Origin of the sequence: Pseudomonas sp. F8002 (genome assembly GCF_013385495.1) — a bacterium.
Lineage (GTDB): Bacteria > Pseudomonadota > Gammaproteobacteria > Pseudomonadales > Pseudomonadaceae > Aquipseudomonas.
Genome location: NZ_JACAPW010000001.1, coordinates 379,047 through 400,201, shown reverse-complemented (window position 1 = coordinate 400,201; position 21,155 = coordinate 379,047). Strand labels below are relative to the sequence as shown.

The 21,155-nt window shown below is 60.9% G+C and carries 17 protein-coding genes; 14 read left to right on the top strand and 3 right to left on the bottom strand.

Going from position 1 to position 21,155, the window contains the following annotated elements; genetic code table 11:
• Nucleotides 1-32: 32 nt before the first annotated feature.
• Nucleotides 33-2,129 carry a molybdopterin oxidoreductase family protein gene (locus HX811_RS01780; protein WP_177019253.1) on the bottom strand — a complete coding sequence of 699 codons (2,097 nt, stop codon included), beginning with the start codon at nt 2,127-2,129 and terminating at the stop codon, nt 33-35.
• 445 nt (nt 2,130-2,574) lie between these two features.
• Here HX811_RS01780 and argF point away from each other — a divergent pair, with 445 nt between their 5' ends.
• Together argF and HX811_RS01770 are read left to right on the top strand one after the other, a co-directional pair.
• The gene (argF, locus tag HX811_RS01775) at nt 2,575-3,495 is read left to right on the top strand and encodes an ornithine carbamoyltransferase (protein WP_003208712.1); all 921 of its coding nucleotides are present in this window, start codon (nt 2,575-2,577) and stop codon (nt 3,493-3,495) included.
• Nucleotides 3,492-4,601, top strand: a complete 1,110-nt coding sequence (locus tag HX811_RS01770; RefSeq protein WP_008433494.1) for an ABC transporter ATP-binding protein — start codon at nt 3,492-3,494, stop codon at nt 4,599-4,601. The genes argF and HX811_RS01770 overlap by 4 nt, the downstream gene beginning before the upstream one ends.
• 10 nt (nt 4,602-4,611) lie before the next feature.
• On the opposite strand, the gene ybaK is transcribed toward HX811_RS01770, so the two are convergent.
• A complete protein-coding gene (ybaK, locus tag HX811_RS01765; protein ID WP_003208718.1) occupies nt 4,612-5,082 on the bottom strand; it encodes a Cys-tRNA(Pro) deacylase in 471 nt (156 codons plus the stop codon).
• 359 nt (nt 5,083-5,441) lie between these two features.
• On the opposite strand from ybaK, the gene HX811_RS01760 reads away from it, so the two are divergent.
• The 4 genes from HX811_RS01760 (at nt 5,442) to glpD (ending at nt 10,444) form a co-directional block, all read left to right on the top strand.
• Nucleotides 5,442-6,296, top strand: coding sequence for an MIP/aquaporin family protein (locus HX811_RS01760; RefSeq protein WP_008433490.1), 855 nt, complete (start codon nt 5,442-5,444; stop codon nt 6,294-6,296).
• Nucleotides 6,297-6,376: 80 nt separating this feature from the next.
• On the top strand, nt 6,377-7,882 hold the full coding sequence (gene glpK / locus HX811_RS01755; protein WP_063027424.1) for a glycerol kinase GlpK: 1,506 nt from the start codon (nt 6,377-6,379) through the stop codon (nt 7,880-7,882).
• A 94-nt stretch (nt 7,883-7,976) separates the two neighbouring features.
• Entirely contained in the window at nt 7,977-8,732 is a 756-nt protein-coding gene (locus tag HX811_RS01750; protein ID WP_003208723.1) for a DeoR/GlpR family transcriptional regulator, read from the top strand.
• A gap of 173 nt (nt 8,733-8,905) precedes the next feature.
• Nucleotides 8,906-10,444, top strand: a complete 1,539-nt coding sequence (gene glpD, locus HX811_RS01745; protein WP_177044495.1) for a glycerol-3-phosphate dehydrogenase — start codon at nt 8,906-8,908, stop codon at nt 10,442-10,444.
• A 48-nt stretch (nt 10,445-10,492) separates the two neighbouring features.
• Here glpD and HX811_RS01740 read toward each other — a convergent pair whose 3' ends face one another.
• A complete protein-coding gene (locus HX811_RS01740; RefSeq protein WP_003208726.1) occupies nt 10,493-11,215 on the bottom strand; it encodes a tetratricopeptide repeat protein in 723 nt (240 codons plus the stop codon).
• 125 nt (nt 11,216-11,340) lie between these two features.
• On the opposite strand from HX811_RS01740, the gene HX811_RS01735 reads away from it, so the two are divergent.
• From HX811_RS01735 to HX811_RS01700, 8 genes are all read left to right on the top strand, one after another.
• On the top strand, nt 11,341-13,665 hold the full coding sequence (locus tag HX811_RS01735; RefSeq protein ID WP_177044494.1) for a TonB-dependent siderophore receptor: 2,325 nt from the start codon (nt 11,341-11,343) through the stop codon (nt 13,663-13,665).
• A 336-nt stretch (nt 13,666-14,001) separates the two neighbouring features.
• The gene (locus HX811_RS01730; protein ID WP_008433481.1) at nt 14,002-14,928 is read left to right on the top strand and encodes a glutamate/aspartate ABC transporter substrate-binding protein; all 927 of its coding nucleotides are present in this window, start codon (nt 14,002-14,004) and stop codon (nt 14,926-14,928) included.
• Between the two features lie 195 nt (nt 14,929-15,123).
• A complete protein-coding gene (locus HX811_RS01725; protein ID WP_003208731.1) occupies nt 15,124-15,870 on the top strand; it encodes an amino acid ABC transporter permease in 747 nt (248 codons plus the stop codon).
• Entirely contained in the window at nt 15,870-16,541 is a 672-nt protein-coding gene (locus tag HX811_RS01720) for an amino acid ABC transporter permease (RefSeq protein WP_003208733.1), read from the top strand. Before HX811_RS01725 ends, HX811_RS01720 begins: the two co-directional genes overlap by 1 nt.
• Nucleotides 16,538-17,272, top strand: coding sequence for an amino acid ABC transporter ATP-binding protein (locus tag HX811_RS01715; RefSeq protein WP_003208734.1), 735 nt, complete (start codon nt 16,538-16,540; stop codon nt 17,270-17,272). Before HX811_RS01720 ends, HX811_RS01715 begins: the two co-directional genes overlap by 4 nt.
• A 200-nt stretch (nt 17,273-17,472) precedes the next feature.
• On the top strand, nt 17,473-19,374 hold the full coding sequence (locus HX811_RS01710) for a sensor histidine kinase (protein WP_177044493.1): 1,902 nt from the start codon (nt 17,473-17,475) through the stop codon (nt 19,372-19,374).
• A complete protein-coding gene (locus HX811_RS01705; protein WP_003208736.1) occupies nt 19,371-20,711 on the top strand; it encodes a sigma-54 dependent transcriptional regulator in 1,341 nt (446 codons plus the stop codon). The genes HX811_RS01710 and HX811_RS01705 overlap by 4 nt, the downstream gene beginning before the upstream one ends.
• 18 nt (nt 20,712-20,729) lie before the next feature.
• Nucleotides 20,730-21,059: a GlpM family protein gene (locus HX811_RS01700; RefSeq protein ID WP_174717800.1), complete on the top strand. Its 330-nt coding sequence runs from the start codon at nt 20,730-20,732 to the stop codon at nt 21,057-21,059.
• Nucleotides 21,060-21,155: the final 96 nt, after the last annotated feature.

Sequence of the window (21,155 nt, the reverse complement as noted above, 5' to 3'; positions counted from 1 at the left end):
GCGTGACGCTCGGACTCCCCGACAGACAATCCTTACGCCGCCGCCACCTGCACCGGCACGCCGTTCAACGCTGCGTTGCCCGACAGCTCATCCAGTTGCCGCTCATCCGTCAGGTCATTCGCGCTCGCCCCCGGCTGCCCGCTGGCGATGGTCATCTGCACGCCAGGGCGGCCGTGGCCCCAACCGTGAGGCAGGCTGACCACGCCGGGCATCATGTCGAGACTGGCCAACACTTCCACCTCGATCATGCCGATCCGCGAGCTGACCCGTACCCGCTGCCCGTCAGTCAACTGGCGATGGGCAAGGTCATCCGGATGCATCAGCAGTTGATGGCGAGGCTTGCCCTTCACCAGCCGGTGGTAGTTATGCATCCAGGAGTTGTTGCTGCGCACATGCCGGCGGCCGATCAGCAGCAACTCATTCACCTCGGGCACCGGCTGCGCGGCAAAGCGCGCCAGGTCGGCGAGGATTACCGATGGTGCGGCCTGCAGATGGCCATTGGCGGTTTTCAGGCGGCCTGCGAGGTTGGGTTTCAGCGGCCCGAGGTCCAGGCCATGAGGGTGATCGGCCAGCGCGGCAATGGACAACCTGTCGCCATAAGGCCCGGCCCGCAGCCCGAAGTCGATCATCTGCGCAGGCGGCATCGTCGGTTTGAGTGTATTACCCGTCTTCTCGGCAAACGCCCGGGCCAGGCCGACGAAGATTTCCCAGTCATGCAACGCACCCTCGGGTTTCGGCAGGATGGCGCGATTGAAACGGGTGACGTTACGCACCGCGAACATATTGAAGGTGGTGTCGTAGTGATCGTTTTCCAGGGCCGAGGTGGACGGCAGGATCAGGTCGGCGTAACGCGTGGTCTCGTTGATATACAGGTCGATGCTGACCATGAACTCCAGGCCATCCAGCGCCTGCTCCAGTTGCCGGCCGTTGGGCGTGGACAACACCGGATTGCCCGCCACCGTCACCAGGGCGCGGATTTGCCCTTCACCCTCGGTGAGCATTTCTTCGGCCAGTGCCGATACCGGCAGCTCGCCCCCGTACTCGGGTCGCCCGGAAACCCGGCTTTGCCAGCGATTGAAATGCCCGCCGGAGGTGGAAGCCACCAGGTCGACTGCCGGCGTGGTGCACAAGGCCCCGCCGACTCGATCCAGATTACCGGTCACCAGGTTGATCAACTGCACCAGCCAATGGCACAGCGTGCCAAACGCCTGGGTCGATACGCCCATGCGGCCATAGCACACCGCCGCATCGGCCGCGGCGAAGTCCCGGGCCAACTGGCGGATCTGCTCGGCGGGTACCGCACATTGACGGCTCATGGCCTCGGCGGTGAATCCGGCCACGGCGTGGCGCACGTCATCCAGGCCGTCCACCGGCAGGTGACTGTCACGGGTCAGGTTCTCGGCAAACAGTGTATTGAGCAATCCGAACAACAACGCCGCATCACCGCCCGGGCGCACGAACAGATGCTGGTCGGCCATCGCCGCCGTCTCGCTGCGGCGCGGATCAACCACCACGACTTTACCGCCGCGAGCCTGGATGGCCTTCAGGCGTTTCTCCACATCCGGCACGGTCATGATGCTACCGTTGGACGCCAGCGGGTTGCCGCCGAGGATCAGCATGAAATCGGTATGGTCGATGTCCGGGATCGGCAGCAACAGGCCGTGGCCGTACATCAGGTGGCTGGTGAGGTGGTGAGGTAACTGGTCCACCGAGGTGGCGGAAAAACGATTGCGGGTCTTCAGTTGGCCAAGGAAGTAGTTGCTGTGGGTCATCAGACCATAGTTGTGCACGCTCGGATTGCCCTGGTACACCGCCACCGCATTCTGCCCGTGACGCGTCTGAATCGCGGCCAGGCGCTCGGCTACAAGTACAAAGGCGTCTTCCCACGGGATCGGCTGCCATTCGCTGCCCACCCGCAACATGGGCTGGTGCAGGCGGTCCGGGTCATTCTGGATGTCTTGCAGGGCCACGGCCTTGGGGCAGATATGGCCACGGCTGAACGTATCCAGGGGGTCGCCCTTGATCGAGGTGATCGCCAGGCTTGCGTCTTCGCCCTGGGTGGTCTCCAGTGTGAGGCCGCAGATGGCTTCGCACAGATGGCAGGCACGGTGGTGGAGAGTCTTGGTCATGGCCAGTCTCTTTTATTGTGGGCTAGGCGCTTCGGACGAAAACTATGGCCCGCCGGGGGCAGCAGCGCCAGCAACGTTCGTCGTGTGAATCCAGGGGCATCAGGCCAGGCCATGAGGAAACATCAGGAAATGTTTCAGAAGCTTCCGGCAGCCCGCTGAAACCGACGCAGCCCGGCCTCAGCCCGCCCTCACGCATTGCAATGTGGCGCAGCGCCAGTGTACAAATGACCCGCTGCTGTCAGGAAACAGGCTTCAAAAGCGCCCTCCCCGCGTCCTTGAACTCCCCTAAAAACTGTAGCCCTATTGGTAAGACGCGACATTTAATTATAAGATCGCGCCTTCCCCTATTTCGTCGCCCCGTGCGGCTTTCGCCGCAGGTCTCGCCCGTTTTCAAAATAAACCAGGCTTTGAGTATCTGCGGTCTGTTGCAAAAAGGTAGTTAATGATGAGCGCAAGGCACTTTCTCTCCCTGATGGATTGCACGCCCGAAGAGCTGGTCAGCGTGCTCCGTCGAGGCATTGAGCTTAAAGACCTGCGTAACCGCGGCGTACTGTTCGAGCCTTTGAAAAACCGCGTGCTCGGGATGATTTTCGAGAAGTCGTCCACCCGCACCCGCGTGTCTTTCGAAGCCGGCATGATTCAGCTCGGCGGCCAGGCTATCTTCCTGTCACCTCGCGATACCCAACTGGGCCGTGGCGAGCCGATCAGCGATTGCGCGATCGTGATGTCGAGCATGCTGGATGCGGTGATGATCCGTACCTTCGCCCACAGCACCCTGACCGAATTTGCCGCCAACTCCCGAGTGCCCGTGATCAACGGCCTGTCCGATGACCTGCACCCCTGCCAGTTGCTGGCCGACATGCAAACCTTCCTCGAACAGCGCGGCTCGATCCAGGGCAAGACCGTGGCCTGGATCGGCGACGGCAACAACATGTGCAACAGCTATATAGAAGCGGCGATCCAGTTCGACTTCAAATTGCGCGTTGCCTGCCCTGAAGGCTACGAGCCGGATGCACGTTTCCTGGCCCAGGCCGGCGACCGCGTGACCATCGTCCGCGACCCGCGTGAGGCGGTCATCGGCGCACACCTGGTGAGCACCGACGTGTGGACCTCCATGGGCCAGGAAGAGGAAACCGCCAAGCGCCTCAAGCTCTTCGCCCCGTTCCAGGTCACCCGCGCCCTGCTCGACCTGGCCGCGCCGGACGTGCTGTTCATGCACTGCCTGCCCGCCCACCGTGGCGAAGAAATCAGTCTCGACCTGCTGGACGATCAACGTTCAGTAGCCTGGGCCCAGGCGGAAAACCGCCTGCACGCACAAAAAGCCCTGCTCGAGTTTCTGGTTGCGCCGGCGTACCGTCCTGCATGAGCCAGCCACTACTGCTGAACCTGCGCAATCTGGCATGCGGCTATCAAGACCAACGGGTGGTGCAGAACCTCAATCTGCACCTCAACGCCGGCGACATCGGTTGCCTGCTGGGCTCCTCGGGCTGCGGCAAGACCACCACCCTGCGAGCGATTGCCGGGTTTGAGCCGGTGCATGAAGGCGAGATCAGCCTGGCAGGCGAAGTCATTTCCAGCGCCGGTTTCACACTGGCCCCGGAGAAACGTCGGATCGGCATGGTGTTCCAGGACTACGCGCTGTTTCCACACCTCAGCGTGGCCGACAACATCGCCTTCGGCATTCGCAAGCACCCGCAAAAAGAGCGTGTGGTCGCTGAATTGCTGGAACTGGTGAACCTGAAGAACCTCGGCAAGCGCTTCCCCCACGAACTCTCGGGCGGCCAGCAGCAACGCGTCGCCCTGGCTCGCGCCCTGGCGCCGGAACCGCAATTGTTGCTGCTGGACGAACCCTTCTCCAACCTCGACGGCGAACTGCGGCGCAAACTCAGCCACGAAGTACGCGATATCCTCAAGGCGCGGGGCACCAGTGCGATTCTGGTGACCCACGACCAGGAAGAAGCCTTCGCAGTGAGTGACCATGTCGGTGTGTTCAAGGAAGGTCGCCTGGAGCAGTGGGATACGCCCTACAACCTCTATCACGAACCGCTGACACCCTTTGTCGCCAGCTTTATTGGTCAGGGTTACTTCATTCGCGGGCAGTTGAACACGCCGGAATCGGTTACCACCGAACTGGGGGAGTTGCGCGGCAATCGTGCCTACACCTGGCCAACCGGCGGCGCGGTGGATGTGTTGCTGCGCCCGGACGACATCGTTTATGCACCGGACAGCGCCTTGAAGGCGCGGATTGTCGGCAAGACCTTCCTCGGCGCGTCGACCCTGTATCGCTTGCAGCTGCCGACAGGCGCTCAGCTGGAGTCGATCTTTCCCAGCCACGCCGATCACTTGGTCGGTGCCGACGTGGGCATTCGCGTTGCAGCCGAGCACCTGGTGTTGTTCCAGGCTTCAGGCAGCACCGCAGCACAAATCCCTCAGGTTGAGTCAGGCGTTCGCCGCTACAGCACCGCCTCCTGACGTCAACGCATCACGCCCGGCCAATTTCCGCGAACTTGGCCTGGGTGTGTTCGGCCAGCACTGTCGCTGCCAACTCCACCTCAAGCCCCCTTCTCCCCGCACTGATAAAAATTGTCGGAAACGACTGCGCCGTCACATCGATGAAGGTGCGCAGGCGTTTCTTCTGCCCCAGCGGGCTGATGCCGCCTAGTAAGTAACCGGTGGCCCGTTGCGCCGCTGCCGGGTCTGCCATCTCGACCTTTTTTACCCCCGCCGCCTGCGCCAACGCCTTTAAATCCAAACTTCCGACGACCGGCACAACCGCCACCAGCAGCTCGGCTTTTTCACTGCTGGCCAGCAGGGTCTTAAACACCTGCGCCGGGTCCAGGCCCAATTTTTCCGCGGCCTCCAGACCATAGGACGCTGCCTTGGGGTCATGTTCGTAACTGTGAATTCGATGTTCGGCGCGAACTTTTTTCAACAGGTCCAATGCGGGCGTCATGTGGGCTCCAGGCTTGGCAAAAAGGTGAAAAACAGACAGCCAATTCTAGGCCAACAACAAGCAAAAGGCTCTAGTTCGAAGCCCTCTGCCACGCGCTCACGCGCACCTTCCCTGCCGCTTCCCGCGCCCACGGCACGATCATTCACCACACCAATAATTACAAAATGACCGATCGTTCACTTTCGACCTTTGACAGCCGTCATTCTTGTCTATATTTTTTCGTTTACGAATACTGTAGGAATGCACCTACAGATTCACAGCAGTAAGCCGCGAACAGGATGGGGATCCTCGCCACGGTGAAAATCGCCGATTGCCCGTTGCGGCAAAACGCCAGACAACAACAAAAACAGAGGTTTTCCATGACAACTGCTCTTCAACAGCCTTCACTTTCAAGTCAATGCATGGCCGAATTCCTGGGCACTGCGTTGCTGATCTTCTTCGGTACCGGATGTGTTGCTGCGCTCAAGGTCGCGGGTGCCAGCTTTGGGTTGTGGGAAATCAGTATCATCTGGGGGATCGGCGTCAGCATGGCGATCTACCTGAGCGCCGGTATTTCCGGGGCTCACCTCAATCCGGCGGTCAGTATCGCCCTGTGCATCTTTGCCGATTTCGACAAGCGCAAACTGCCGTTCTACATCATCGCCCAAGTCGCCGGGGCCTTCTGTTCGGCCGCGTTGGTTTACACGCTCTACAGCAACCTGTTTTTCGATTACGAACAAACCCACCACATGATTCGCGGCACCCAGGCCAGCCTGGAATTGGCGTCGGTGTTTTCCACCTACCCCCATCCGCTGCTGGGCACGGCCCAGGCGTTCCTGGTGGAAATGGTCATCACCGCGATCCTGATGGGCGTGATCATGGCCCTGACCGATGACAACAACGGCCTGCCCCGCGGCCCGTTGGCGCCGCTGCTGATTGGTTTGCTGATCGCCGTGATTGGCAGTGCCATGGGCCCGCTGACCGGCTTTGCGATGAACCCGGCCCGTGACTTCGGCCCCAAGCTGATGACCTTTTTCGCCGGTTGGGGTGAAATGGCTTTCACTGGCGGGCGCGACATTCCTTACTTCCTGATTCCGATCTTTGCGCCGATTGTCGGCGCCTGCCTCGGTGCTGCCGCCTATCGCGGGCTGATTGCCCGTCACCTGCCCAGCGCCGCACCTGCTACAACTGATGCAACCGAAGCGGCTGCCACCGCCAAAACCCGTACTTCCTGATGCGATAGCCTGGACCGTACTGCCCTTTTGCGGCCCAGGCTGTTTACTGACTTCCCTATTCTCCGTCCAAGGCAATCGACATGACCGACATTCAGAATAAGAACTACATCATTGCCCTCGATCAGGGCACCACCAGTTCCCGGGCGATCATCTTCGATCGTGACGCCAACGTGGTCTGCACCGCCCAGCGTGAATTCACCCAGCATTACCCGCAAGCCGGCTGGGTCGAACATGACCCGATGGAGATTTTCGCCACCCAGAGCGCGGTGATGGTCGAGGCCCTGGCACAAGCCGGCCTGCACCATGACCAGGTCGCGGCCATCGGTATCACCAACCAGCGTGAAACCACCGTGGTCTGGGACAAAATCACCGGCCGCCCGATCTACAACGCGATCGTCTGGCAATGCCGCCGCAGCACCGAGATCTGCCAGCAGCTCAAGCGCGACGGCCACGAACAATACATCAACGACACCACCGGCCTGGTCACCGACCCGTACTTCTCCGGCACCAAGCTCAAGTGGATCCTCGACAACGTCGAAGGCAGTCGCGAACGTGCGCGTAACGGCGAGCTGCTGTTCGGCACCATCGACAGCTGGCTGATCTGGAAATTTACCGGCGGCAAGACCCACGTCACCGACTACACCAACGCCTCGCGCACCATGCTCTTCAACATCCACACGCTGGAATGGGATTCGAAGATGCTGGAGATTCTCGACGTGCCGCGCGAAATGCTGCCGGAAGTGAAGTCTTCCTCGGAAATCTACGGTCGCACCAAAAGCGGTATCGCCATCGGCGGTATCGCCGGTGACCAGCAGGCGGCGCTGTTTGGCCAAATGTGCGTAGAACCGGGCCAGGCGAAAAACACCTACGGCACCGGCTGCTTCCTGCTGATGAACACCGGCGACAAGGCGGTGAAATCCAAGCACGGCATGCTCACCACCATCGCCTGCGGCCCGCGTGGCGAAGTGGCCTACGCCCTGGAAGGCGCCGTGTTCAACGGCGGTTCCACCGTGCAATGGCTACGTGATGAGTTGAAGATCATCGCCGATGCCACCGACACCGAATACTTCGCCGGCAAGGTCAAGGACAGCAACGGCGTGTACCTGGTGCCAGCCTTCACCGGCCTGGGCGCTCCGTACTGGGACCCGTATGCCCGTGGTGCGCTGTTCGGACTGACCCGTGGCGTACGCGTGGATCACATCATTCGTGCAGCCCTGGAGTCGATTGCCTACCAGACCCGCGACGTACTCGATGCCATGCAGCAGGATTCCGGCGAACGCCTCAAATCCCTGCGGGTAGACGGTGGCGCGGTCGCCAACAACTTCCTTATGCAGTTCCAGGCCGACATCCTCGGTACCCAGGTTGAACGCCCACAAATGCGCGAAACCACCGCGTTGGGCGCCGCCTACCTGGCCGGCCTGGCGTGCGGTTTCTGGGGCAGCCTGGACGAACTGCGTGGCAAGGCGGTAATCGAGCGTCAATTCGAACCGCAGCTGGAAGAAGCGGCGAAGGAAAAACTCTACGCCGGCTGGCAGAAAGCAGTCAGCCGCACCCGCGACTGGGAACCCCACGAAGGCGCTGAATAAGCCAAGCGCCGGACGCGCATAGGGTTGTAACTGGCAGGGAGCAGATTCCTGCGTCATCATGGGCCACTTTTTACGGCAGCCCAAAGGACGCACCATGAATCTGCCTCCCCGCCAGCAACAAATCCTCGAACTGGTTCGCGAACGCGGCTATGTGAGTATCGAGGAAATGGCGCAGCTCTTCGTTGTCACCCCGCAAACCATCCGCCGCGATATCAATCAACTGGCGGAAGCCAATCTGTTGCGCCGCTACCATGGCGGCGCAGCCTATGACTCCAGCGTTGAAAACACCGCGTACGCCATGCGTGCCGACCAGATGCGCGACGAAAAACAGCGCATCGGCGAAGCCATCGCCGCGCAAATCCCCGATCACGCCTCGCTGTTTATCAACATCGGTACCACCACCGAATCGATCGCGCGTGCGCTGCTTAACCACAGCCACCTGAAAATCATCACCAATAACCTCAACGTCGCCATGATGCTGAGTGCCAAAGACGACTTCGACGTACTCCTGACCGGCGGCAACGTGCGCCGGGATGGCGGTGTGGTAGGCCAGGCCAGCGTTGATTTCATCAACCAGTTCAAGGTCGATTTCGCCCTGGTGGGCATCAGCGGTATCGATGAAGACGGCAGCCTTCTGGACTTCGATTATCAGGAAGTACGGGTTTCCCAGGCGATCATTGCCAATGCGCGCAAGGTGATCCTGGCGGCGGACTCCAGCAAATTCGGGCGCAACGCCATGATTCGCCTGGGACCGATCAGTTTGATTGATTGTTTAGTCACCGATCAGCAGCCGGTCCCGGCACTGGTGCAGTTGCTGAATCAGCACAAGATTCGACTGGAAGTGGTGTAAGCCTATACAGGGGGTGTCCTGCCCCCTGATGTTCACAAATTTTCCTTTCTTCGCCCTTCGATCAGTATTTTCAATCGAAGCGGGCTGGCTGTGCCTGCGTTTATAAGCTACCATTTTCGCAAATGAACATTTATGTTCGAATTCCAATACAAAAAAGATTGCGAGGCCAGCCGATGAACCCTTCTACCTTGCCTGCCCCACCGCTTGCCGAAGTCTATGACGTCGCCGTTATCGGTGGCGGGATCAATGGCGTCGGGATTGCAGCAGACGCAGCCGGTCGCGGTTTGTCGGTATTCCTTTGCGAAAAGGACGACCTGGCCAGCCACACTTCCTCCGCGAGCAGCAAGCTGATCCACGGTGGCCTGCGTTACCTGGAGCATTACGAATTCCGCCTGGTGCGCGAGGCCCTGGCTGAACGTGAGGTGCTGTTGGCCAAGGCCCCGCACATCGTCAAGCAGATGCGCTTTGTATTGCCTCACCGCCCGCACCTGCGTCCGGCATGGATGATTCGCGCCGGCCTGTTCCTGTATGACCATCTGGGCAAGCGGGAAAAACTCGAAGGCTCCAAGAGCCTCAAGTTCGGCCCCGACAGCCCGCTGAAAAGCGAAATCACCAAAGGCTTCGAATACTCCGATTGCTGGGTCGACGACGCCCGCCTTGTAGTACTCAACGCGATGGCTGCGCGGGAAAAGGGTGCGCACATCCACACCCAGACCCGTTGCGTCAGCGCACACCGCAGCAAAGGCCTGTGGGAAATGAACATGGAACGTGCCGACGGCAGCGTGTTCTCGATCCGCGCCCGAGCGCTGGTGAACGCCGCCGGCCCGTGGGTGGCCAAGTTCATCAAGGATGACTTGAAGCTGGATTCGCCCTACGGCATCCGTCTGATCCAGGGCAGCCACCTGATCGTACCGAAGCTGTATGAAGGCGCCCACGCGCACATCCTGCAGAACGAAGACCAGCGTATCGTCTTCACCATTCCGTACCTGAATCACCTGACCATCATCGGCACCACCGACCGCGAATACACCGGCGACCCGGCGAAAGTGGCGATTACCGAAGGTGAAACCGACTACATGCTCAACGTGGTCAACGCGCACTTCAAGAAACAACTGAGCCGCGATGACATCGTGCACACCTATTCCGGCGTGCGCCCGCTGTGCAACGACGAGTCCGACAACCCGTCGGCGGTGACCCGCGACTACACCCTGGCGCTGTCCGGCACCTCGGGCGAGGCGCCGTTGCTGTCGGTGTTCGGCGGCAAGCTGACCACCTACCGCAAGCTGGCCGAATCGGCGATGGCACAACTGGCGCCTTACTTCACGCAGATGCGCCCAAGCTGGACGGCTACAGCCACCCTGCCCGGCGGCGAAAACATGAGCACGCCAGAAGCCCTGGCCGATGCAATCCGTAGCAAATACGACTGGGTGCCGAGCGAGATTGCCCGTCGCTGGTCCACCACTTACGGCAGCCGCACCTGGCGCCTGCTGGAGGGCGTGCAATCGCTGGCGGACATGGGTGACCACCTCGGTGGCGGCCTGTACACCCGCGAAGTCGATTACCTGTGCGCTGAAGAATGGGCCACTCAGCCCCAGGACATCCTGTGGCGCCGCAGCAAGCTGGGCCTGTTCACCACGCCGCAGGAGCAGGAGAACGTGCAGCGTTACCTGTCCAAGGTTGAACACAACCGCGGCAAGATCGAAGCGGCCTGATCAGCCCGACGTAAAAAAGCCCCTGCACCGAAAGGTCCAGGGGCTTTTTCATGCCTGCAGATGACGCTGATAGCGCAGGCCCATTTCACGAATCCCGCTGAAGGCAGAGCCCAGCAACACGGGATAAGCCGCCTGCAAAAAGCCTGGCGTGGCCGTCGCGAGAGCCCGCTCCAACCATAGGCAGGCCTGCACTTCGTCGCCGTCGTGAGCCAGCTCCGCAGCATGGTTGTATTGCCCGCGGAAATCCCCGGCCTCGGCTGAGCGCTGATACCACTGGCGCGCCAGTTGAACATCCTTGGGCACCACCACGCCTTCATGGTGGAACCGCCCCAACAGGTTCATCGACTTGGCGTGCCCCTTGGCCGCAGCCTGGCGGAACAGTTCATATGCCGCGACAAGGTCACGCTCCACACCACGGCCACGCGTCAGCAACTGGCCGTAGTTATACAAACCCCAATCCAGCCCCAGATCGGCGGCCTTGCGGTAATGCCGCGCACTGTCTTCCAAGTCGACCTCGCAGCCCCAGCCATTCTCCAGGCAGCGCCCGATCATGTTGATCGCCATGGGGTGACGCTGCCGCGCAGCGATGCGAAACCAGCTCAACCCCAGCGCCTCATCCTTCTGCACGCCACGACCGTCGAGCAGCAGCTGGGCCAGGGTCGCCTGTGCGTCGGCATCTCCCAGCTGTGCCGCATGCATCACCCAGCGCACATAGGCACGCGGGTTATCACCGATATCCGAGGGCTCGCTGCCTGGCTGTGCGCTCTGCATTCCTGCCCCGAGTAGCGATCAAGGACCGCAAAAAGTTTCATGATTTATTTGGTTACAAAGTATTACATTTGAGATCGCTTATCAATTACGATCGCATCTCACTAACACTAACAAGAGATTACTCAATGGCTACCGGCATCAGTTCTGCCCCCCTCTCATCGCGGCATTTGCTCGCGTCGGCAGTGGGCCTGGCAGTGGCTGCGCAAGGAGGATTCAGTTACGCGGCGGAGCCCGCACCAGAAGACAACACAGGGGTCATCCAACTCGGCGCGACCAGCATCGAAGGCCAGGCCCCGAGCCAGAGCGTCTACAACCCTGTGGCGCCTTCTTCCCCCAAGTACACCGAGGCCCTGCGCGACACGCCGCAGACCATCACGGTGGTGCCCAAGGAAGTCATTCATGACCAGAACCTGCTGACCCTGCGCGACGTGCTCAGCACCGTGCCGGGGATCACCTTCGGGGCCGGCGAAGGCGGCAGCGGGTATGGCGACAGCATCAACCTGCGCGGCTTCTCCGCCAGCGGCGACATCTACGTAGACGGCGTGCGTGACAGCGCGCAGTACAGCCGAACCGACCCGTTCAACCTGGAGCAGGTCGAAGTCGTCAGCGGCGCAAGTTCGGTGTATTCCGGCTCCGGCGCGGTCGGTGGCACCATCAACCTGGTGAGCAAACAGCCGGAATTACGCGACAAAACCACCATCAGTGCGGGCATCGGCACCGATAACTACAAGCGCACCACCCTGGACACCAACCAGACGCTGAACGACACCACCGCGTTCCGCCTGAACCTGATGGCCCATGGTAACGACGTGCCTGGCCGCGATTATGAAGATTACGAACGCTGGGGCATCGCGCCCTCCATCGCGTTTGGCCTGGGCACGCCGACACGTGTCACCGTCAGTTACGAGCACCAGAAAGACAACAACACGCCGCAGTACGGCATCCCGATCTACAACGGCAAGCCCATGCCGGGCGTGGGTTGGAGCGACTACTACGGCTACCACAACATCAATGACCAGCAAATCACCTCGGACTCGTTCAGCCTGAAGCTCGAACACGACTTCAACGACGCCGTCTCGGTGCGCAACTTCACCCGCGTCGAGCGCGTTCGCCAGGACCTGCGCGCTTCCGGCCCCGAAGGTGCATTGACCGGCTGCCTGGCCAGCGGCACCCAGATCACCGGCGCCCCTTGCGCCGCAGGCCTGCAGCCGGGCTACTTCCAGCCAAGCGGCGGCTCACTGGGTAACGAGCGCAACACCCAGAACAAGATGTTCACCAACCAGACCGACGTCACCAGCCACTTCAGCACCGGTTTCATCGACCACACGCTGGTGACCGGCATCGCCATCAGCCGCGAGGAATACGAGGCGGATACCGGTAAATGGCTGACCAACGCCAACGGCAGCACCATCGTCCCACCACCGGTCAGCTACAGCGACCCGAACTCCGAATGGTCCGGCCCCGTCAACTTCACCCGGGCCGCCCACATTGACGGCGCGCTGAACAACCGCGCCGCCTATGCCTTCGACACGCTCAAGCTCAACCCACAGTGGGAAATCAACGGCGGCCTGCGTTACGAGCACAACGCCGGCAGCTCGGTGACCAATGCCTATTCCAGCACTGGCGTGGAAACGCCCGGCACTCGCTACGGCCAGGCGGATGACCTGACCTCCTACCGCCTGGCGCTGGTCTACAAACCGGTGGAAAACGGCAGCTTCTATATCGCCTACGGCAACAGCAAGACGCCGTCCCAGGCCAGCGTCAATGGGGGTTGCTACACCCCGGCCAAAAGCTCAAGCATCGCCACCAACAACTGCGATGTTTCCCCGGAAACCGCCGTCAGCTATGAGATCGGCACCAAATGGGACCTGCTCGACAATGCCCTGTCGCTGACGGGCGCGATCTTCCGCAATGACCGCACCAACTATAAAGTCGCCGACAACGACCCGAGCAACCTGAGCGGCACCCAGACCCTCGACGGCAAGGCACGTGCAGACGGTGTGGCGCTGGGCCTGAGCGGCCAACTTACTGACCGCTGGAAAGTCTTCGCCAACTACACCTACCTGAACACTCGTGTGCTGCGCAGCGCCAGCGATTACACCCTGGCGACCACCGGCATCGACGTGCAGAAAGGCGAGCCGCTGACCTTCACCCCCAAACATGCAGCCAGCATCTGGACGGTGTACGACCTGCCCTACGACTTCCAGGTGGGCTACGGCATCACGGCGCAAACCAAGCAGTACCTGGTCAGCGCCGCCAACTCGCCGACTTCGCCCGGCTATGCGGTGCAGCGTGCGATGCTCGGTTACAAGGTCAACAAACAGTTGAACCTGCAGCTGAACATCAACAACCTGTTCGACAAGGAGTACCTCACCCGTATCCGCAACAACGGTTGGGCAGTGCCCGGCGATGGCCGCGCGGCAGTGGTATCGGCCGACTACACGTTCTGACAGAGCCACACCCAAAAGCCCCGGGAGCCACACTCCCGAGGCTTTTTCATGGGCGATACAGGCCCACGCCGCCATTCGGTTTTCCGAACGCCATAGCTCAACCTATTCGGTTTGCCGGACCAAAACAGGAAAAAAAACCCGTAACACAAAGTTAATCTCTATATAAATCATATGGTTAACCTTTTATTTCTGGTCTGGCACGACTCATGCTCTACACTCGTAGGCGATTGCCTGAGGCGCCTCAGGAGCCGTCACAGGCTTTCGCAGTACTGTTTATATAAAAACGTGGCCGTCCCAACCGGTCTCATAAAAAAAACAAATGTCGAGGAAGTATTGATGCGCATCGTTCCCCATATCCTGGGCGCAGCTATCGCTGCTGCTCTGATCAGCACTCCAGTTTTCGCCGCCGAACTCACCGGCACACTGAAGAAAATCAACGACTCCGGCACGATCACTCTCGCTCACCGCGACAGCTCCATTCCGTTTTCCTATATCGCGGATGGTTCGGGCAAACCCGTGGGCTACTCCCACGACATTCAGCTGGCTATCGTTGAAGCCCTGAAAAAAGACCTGAACAAACCCGACCTGAAGACCAAGTACAACCTGGTCACCTCGCAAACCCGTATCCCGCTGATCCAGAACGGCACCGCGGATATCGAGTGCGGCTCCACCACCAACAACGCCGAACGCGCCCAGCAGGTTGACTTCACCGTCAATATCTTCGAAATCGGCACCCGCCTGCTGGTCAAGAAAGACAAGGAAGGCAAGCCGTCCTACAGCGATTTCGCCGACCTGAAAGGCAAGAACGTCGTGACCACCGCCGGCACCACGTCCGAGCGCATCATCAAGGCGATGAACGCCGACAAGCAGATGGGCATGAACGTCATCTCCGCCAAGGACCACGGCGAATCCTTCCAGATGCTGGAAAGCGGCCGCGCCGTTGCCTTCATGATGGACGACGCCCTGCTGGCCGGTGAAGAAGCCAAGGCCAAGAAGCCGGACGACTGGGTCATCACCGGTACTCCACAGTCCTTCGAAGCCTACGCGTGCATGGTTCGCAAAGACGACCCAGCCTTCAAGAAGGCCGTGGATGACGCGATCGTCGGCCTGTACAAGTCCGGCGAGATCAACAAGATCTACAGCAAGTGGTTCGAGAGCCCGATTCCACCAAAAGGCCTGAACCTCAACTTCCCGATGAGCGACAAGGTCAAGGATCTGATCGCCAACCCAAGCGACAAGCCAGCGCCTGACGTAAAAATCTGATACCTGACTAAGCTTATGTCCTGAGGGAGCCAACCCTCCCTCAGGCGTCTGTTGCTACCTGCTGGCTTTAATTTTGGAACACTCGACCTGGCGGTTTTCGAGCCGATCGCGTGTGCCTGGCGTTCACCGTCGGGCGGGAAAGGATCTTCCCCAAGCGGGTGCTTGTACATCGATCGATCTCGAGGGGAGACCCTAATGAATTACAACTGGGACTGGGGCGTGTTCTTCAAGTCCACCGGCGTGGGCAGCGAGACTTATCTCGACTGGTACATCGCCGGCTTGGGCTGGACCATTGCCATCGCCGTCGTGGCATGGATCATCGCCTTGCTGCTGGGGTCCATTCTGGGCGTCATGCGCACCGTGCCGAACCGCATCGTATCGGGCATCGCGACCTGCTACGTGGAACTGTTTCGCAACGTACCGCTGCTGGTTCAGCTGTTCATCTGGTATTTCCTGATACCCGACCTGCTGCCGCAGAACCTGCAGGACTGGTACAAACAAGACCTCAACCCGACCACCTCGGCCTACCTGAGCGTTGTCGTGTGCCTGGGCCTGTTCACCGCTGCCCGGGTGTGCGAACAAGTGCGTACCGGCATCCAGGCGCTGCCACGGGGCCAGGAATCCGCTGCGCGCGCCATGGGCTTCAAGCTGCCGCAGATCTACTGGAACGTGCTGCTGCCCCAGGCCTACCGGATCATCATTCCGCCGCTTACCTCGGAATTCCTCAACGTCTTCAAGAACTCCTCCGTGGCGTCCCTGATCGGCTTGATGGAACTGCTGGCGCAAACCAAACAGACCGCCGAATTCTCGGCGAACCTGTTCGAGGCCTTCACCCTGGCCACGCTGATCTATTTCACCCTGAACATGAGCCTGATGCTGCTGATGCGCGTGGTCGAGAAGAAAGTCGCCGTGCCCGGCCTGATCTCCGTGGGGGGTAAATAATGGACTTCGATTTCAGCGGCATCATCCCCGCCATCCCGGGCCTGTGGAACGGCATGGTCATGACCTTGCAGTTGATGGTCATGGGCGTGGTCGGCGGCATCATCCTGGGTACGATCCTCGCGCTGATGCGCCTGTCGTCCAGCAAACTGCTGTCGCGCCTGGCCGGCGCCTACGTGAACTACTTCCGCTCGATCCCGCTGCTGCTGGTGATCACCTGGTTCTACCTGGCGGTGCCGTTCGTGCTGCGCTGGATCACCGGCGAAGACACCCCGATCGGTGCGTTCACCTCCTGCGTCGTGGCCTTCATGATGTTCGAGGCGGCGTACTTCTGCGAAATCGTGCGGGCCGGCGTGCAGTCGATCCCCAAGGGCCAGATGGCCGCGGCGCAAGCGATGGGCATGACCTACGGCCAGACCATGCGCCTGATCATCCTGCCCCAGGCGTTCCGCAAGATGACCCCATTGCTGTTGCAACAGTCGATCATCCTGTTCCAGGACACCTCGCTGGTCTACACCGTGGGCCTGGTGGACTTCCTCAACTCCGCCCGTTCCAACGGCGACATCATCGGCCGCTCCAATGAGTTCCTGATCTTCGCCGGTGTCGTCTACTTCATCATCAGCTTTTCCGCCTCGCTGCTGGTCAAGCGTCTGCAAAAAAGGTTTGCCGTATGATCTCTATCAAGAATATCAACAAGTGGTATGGCGACTTCCAGGTGCTGACCGATTGCAGCACCGAGGTTAAAAAAGGCGAAGTGATCGTGGTGTGCGGGCCGTCCGGCTCGGGCAAATCGACCCTGATCAAGTGCGTCAACGCCTTGGAACCGTTCCAGAAAGGCGACGTGGTGGTCGATGGCACATCCATTGCCGACCCGAAGACCAACCTGCCGAAACTGCGCTCGCGCGTCGGCATGGTGTTCCAGCACTTCGAGCTGTTTCCGCACCTGACCATCACCGAAAACCTGACCATCGCGCAGATCAAGGTATTGGGCCGCAGCAAGGAAGAAGCCACCAAGAAGGGCCTGCAACTGCTGGAGCGCGTCGGCCTGTCGGCTCACGCCCACAAGCACCCGGGTCAGCTTTCCGGCGGCCAGCAACAGCGTGTGGCGATTGCCCGTGCGCTGGCGATGGACCCGATCGTCATGCTGTTCGACGAACCGACCTCGGCCCTCGACCCGGAAATGGTCAACGAAGTGCTCGACGTGATGGTGCAGTTGGCCCAGGAAGGCATGACCATGATGTGCGTGACCCACGAAATGGGTTTCGCCCGCAAGGTAGCCGACCGGGTGATCTTCATGGACGCCGGCAAGATCATCGAAGACTGCCCGAAAGAGGAATTCTTCGGCGACATCAGCGCCCGCTCCGAGCGTGCGCAGCACTTCCTCGAGAAAATCCTGCAGCACTAAAAGCACCACTGCTCCCCAGTGAAAACCGGGCTTGTGTGGGAGCTGGCTTGTGTGGGAGCCGGGCTTGCCCGCGATGCAGGCGCCTCGATGTGTCAGTTACACCGAGGTGATGCAATCGCAGGCAAGCCAGCTCCCACACAAGCCTGCTCCCACACGGGACCGCGCAAGCTGGCAGCTCTGGTTGACCCAAGGCATCTGTGATGAAATGCGACCCCAACCTCTTTCGCGCCGCGCCGCCATCACTTGCCGTGAAGCCTCGTCTGATTCGCCAATTGTTCCTGCCGCCGCTGATCATCGCCCTGATGATCGGACTGGGTTACGTCGGCTTCTGGATCAGCGAGTTCTATGGGATCCGCACCCTCAGCGATACCGGCGAACGCCAACTGGAATTGCACGCCCGCACCGTCGAGAGCGAACTCAGCAAATACACCTACCTGCCCAGTCTCCTGGAGCTGGAATCCAGCGTCTCCAGGCTGTTGGCAGACCCGAATCAAGAAACCCGCAAAACCGTCAACGACTACCTCGAAGGCCTGAACCGGCGCAGTCGCAGCCGGGCGATCTACGTGATGGACACCACCGGCCGTGTGCTGGCGACCAGTAACTGGCGCGATGCCGACAGTTACCAGGGTGAAGACCTGTCCTTCCGTGCCTATTTCCAGAATGCCGTGCGCGGCCAGCCCGGCCGGTTCTACGGCATCGGCAGCACCAACGGCGAACCCGGCTATTACCTGGCCCATGGCCTGGAAGAACACGGCAAGATCATCGGCGTCGCCGTGGTCAAGGTACGCCTGGAAGCGCTGGAAGAGCGCTGGCAGCGGGCGCGCCTGGAGGCCTTCGTCAGTGATGAGAACGGCATCATCATTCTCTCCAGCGACCCGGCCCGTCGCCTCAAGTCCGTGCGGCCATTGAGCGATGACACCAAGGACCGCCTCGCCCACAGCCTGCAATATTACTGGGCAACGCTCAACGAGCTGGAACCACTGGCCCGCGAACGCCTCAACGAAGGCACCGAGAAGTTGACCTTCCCGGCCAACAGCGAAGTGGTGGCCGACGAGCATGAGGTCAGCTACCTGGCCCAGACCCGCCCACTGAACGACACCCCCTGGAATTTCACCCTGCTCACCCCGCTGAACGACCTGCGCCGGGCCGCCATCAACCAGGGCATCCTGGTGGCCGTAGCCTTTGCGCTGGTGGCATTCCTGCTGATTGCCTGGAACGAGCGCCGCAAGGTGATTGCCACCCGCCTCGCCGCCCGGGAAGCCCTGCAGGAAGCCAATAACCAGCTGGAGCGACGGATTGCCGAACGCACCACCGACCTGCGGGCCAGCAACGAGCGGCTCAAGAGCCAGATTCGCGAGCGGCGCCAGGCCGAGGAAACCCTGCGCCGGGCCCAGGACGAACTGGTGCAGGCCGGCAAACTCGCGGCCATCGGCCAGATGTCCACCAGCATCGCCCATGAATTGAACCAGCCACTGGCCGCCCTGCGTACCCTGTCGGGCAACACCGTGCGCTTCCTTGAGCGTGGGGCGCTGGACACCGCCAGTGCCAACCTCAAGACCATCAACGAACTGATCGACCGCATGGGTCGCATCACCGCCAGCCTGCGCTCCTTTGCCCGGCGTGGCGATGACCAGGGCGAAGCCAATCTGGGCAAGGCGGTGGACGCTACGTTCCAGATCCTCGGCAGTCGCCTGGAGACCCTGCCGCTGACGGTGCACCGCCACTTCAGCAGCGCGCAGTTGCAGATCGACCAGACACGCCTGGAGCAGATCCTGGTCAACCTGATCGGCAACGCCCTGGACGCGATGCAGGCGCAACCGGCCCCCGAACTGTGGCTGGAAGGCGACATCGCCGACGGCAAATATCGCCTGCGGGTGCGCGATAACGGCCACGGGATTGATCCCGAGACCCGCAAGCATTTGTTCGAACCGTTCTTTACCACCAAACCCGGCGAACAAGGCCTGGGCCTCGGCCTGACGCTGTCGGCCAGCCTCGCGGCGGCGACCGGCGGCAACCTCGCCGTCGAGCATCCGGCCAGCGGTGGTACTGCCTTTGTCCTGAGTTTGCCGCTGGCGAGCCCTCAACAAGTCGAGTCGAAATGAACGCAGAAAAAACCACCGACCTGACCGTCCTGATCGTCGAAGACGACCCCCATGTATTGCTCGGCTGCCAGCAAGCCCTGGCCCTGGAAGACATTCCCAGCGTGGGCGTGGGCAGTGCCGAAGAGGCCCTGACCCTCGTCGGTGAAAACTTCGCCGGCATCGTCATCAGCGATATTCGCCTGCCGGGCATCGACGGCCTGGAGTTGCTGACCCGGCTCAAGGCCCTGGATAAAAGCCTGCCGGTGGTGCTGATCACCGGCCACGGCGATATCTCCATGGCCGTGGGCGCGATGCGCAACGGCGCCTATGACTTCATGGAGAAACCCTTCTCTCCCGAGCGCCTGGTGGACGTAGCCCGCCGCGCCCTGGAACAACGCGGCTTGGCCCGGGAAGTCTGGTCGCTGCGCCGGCAACTGGCCGAGCGCGATTCGCTGGAAGGCCGGATCATCGGTCGCTCTCCGGCCATGCAGAACCTGCGGGAATTGATCGCCAACGTCGCCGACACCTCGGCCAACGTGTTGATCGAGGGCGAGACCGGCACCGGCAAGGAATTGGTCGCGCGCTGCCTGCACGATTTCAGCCGGCGCCACTCCCACCAGTTCGTCGCCTTGAACTGCGGCGGCCTGCCGGAGAACCTGTTCGAAAGCGAAATCTTCGGCCACGAAGCCAACGCGTTCACCGGTGCCGGCAAGCGCCGCATCGGCAAGATCGAACACGCCCACGAAGGCACGCTGTTCCTCGACGAAGTGGAAAGCATGCCGATGAACCTGCAGATCAAGCTGCTGCGGGTGTTGCAGGAACGCACCCTGGAACGCCTGGGCTCGAACCAGAGCGTGGCGGTGGATTGCCGGGTGATCGCCGCGACCAAGTCCGACCTCGACGACCTGAGCCGCGCCAACCAGTTTCGCAGCGACCTGTACTACCGCCTCAACGTGGTGACCCTGGAACTGCCGCCGCTGCGTGAACGCCGCGAAGACATCCTGCAGTTGTTCGAACACTTCCTGCAGCAGTCGTCGCTGCGTTTCGACCGCACCGCGCCGGACCTCGACAACCAGACCCTATCCAGCCTGATGAGCCATGACTGGCCGGGCAACGTGCGTGAACTGCGCAACGTGGCCGAGCGGTTTGCCCTCGGCTTGCCGGCGTTCAAGAAAAGCGGCGCCAGCAGCGGCAACCATGGGCTGGCCTTTACCGAAGCGGTGGAGGCGTTCGAGCGCAACCTGCTCAATGACGCGTTGCAGCGCAGCGGTGGCAACCTGACCCAGGCCAGCCAGGAACTGGGGATGGCCAAAACCACGTTGTTCGACAAGGTCAAGAAGTACGGGCTGAGCCACTAGGAGCGCATTGTGGATTTATTGTTGAAGGCGGCATTGGGTGCGGGGGTGGTGTTGATCCTGGCGGCGCTGGCCAAGACCAAGAATTATTACATCGCCGGGTTGGTGCCGCTGTTTCCGACGTTCGCGTTGATTGCGCATTACATTGTTGGCAAGGGTCGGTCGGTGGAGGATTTGAAGACCACTATCGTGTTCGGGATGTGGTCGATCATTCCGTACTTTGTGTACCTGGCGACGTTGTATGTGATGGTTGACCGGATGCGCCTGGAGGCTTCGCTGGCGGTGGCGGCGGTGGCGTGGTTGATGGCGGCTACGATTTTGGTCAGCGTGTGGGTTCGCATGCACGCCTGACATGTGGAGCCGAATGAGTGTGTTTATCCATTTTTTAGGTAACGGCTGATATTGGTTCCGCTCTTACCGGCCGACTTGAGTGTTTAGAAGCAAAAT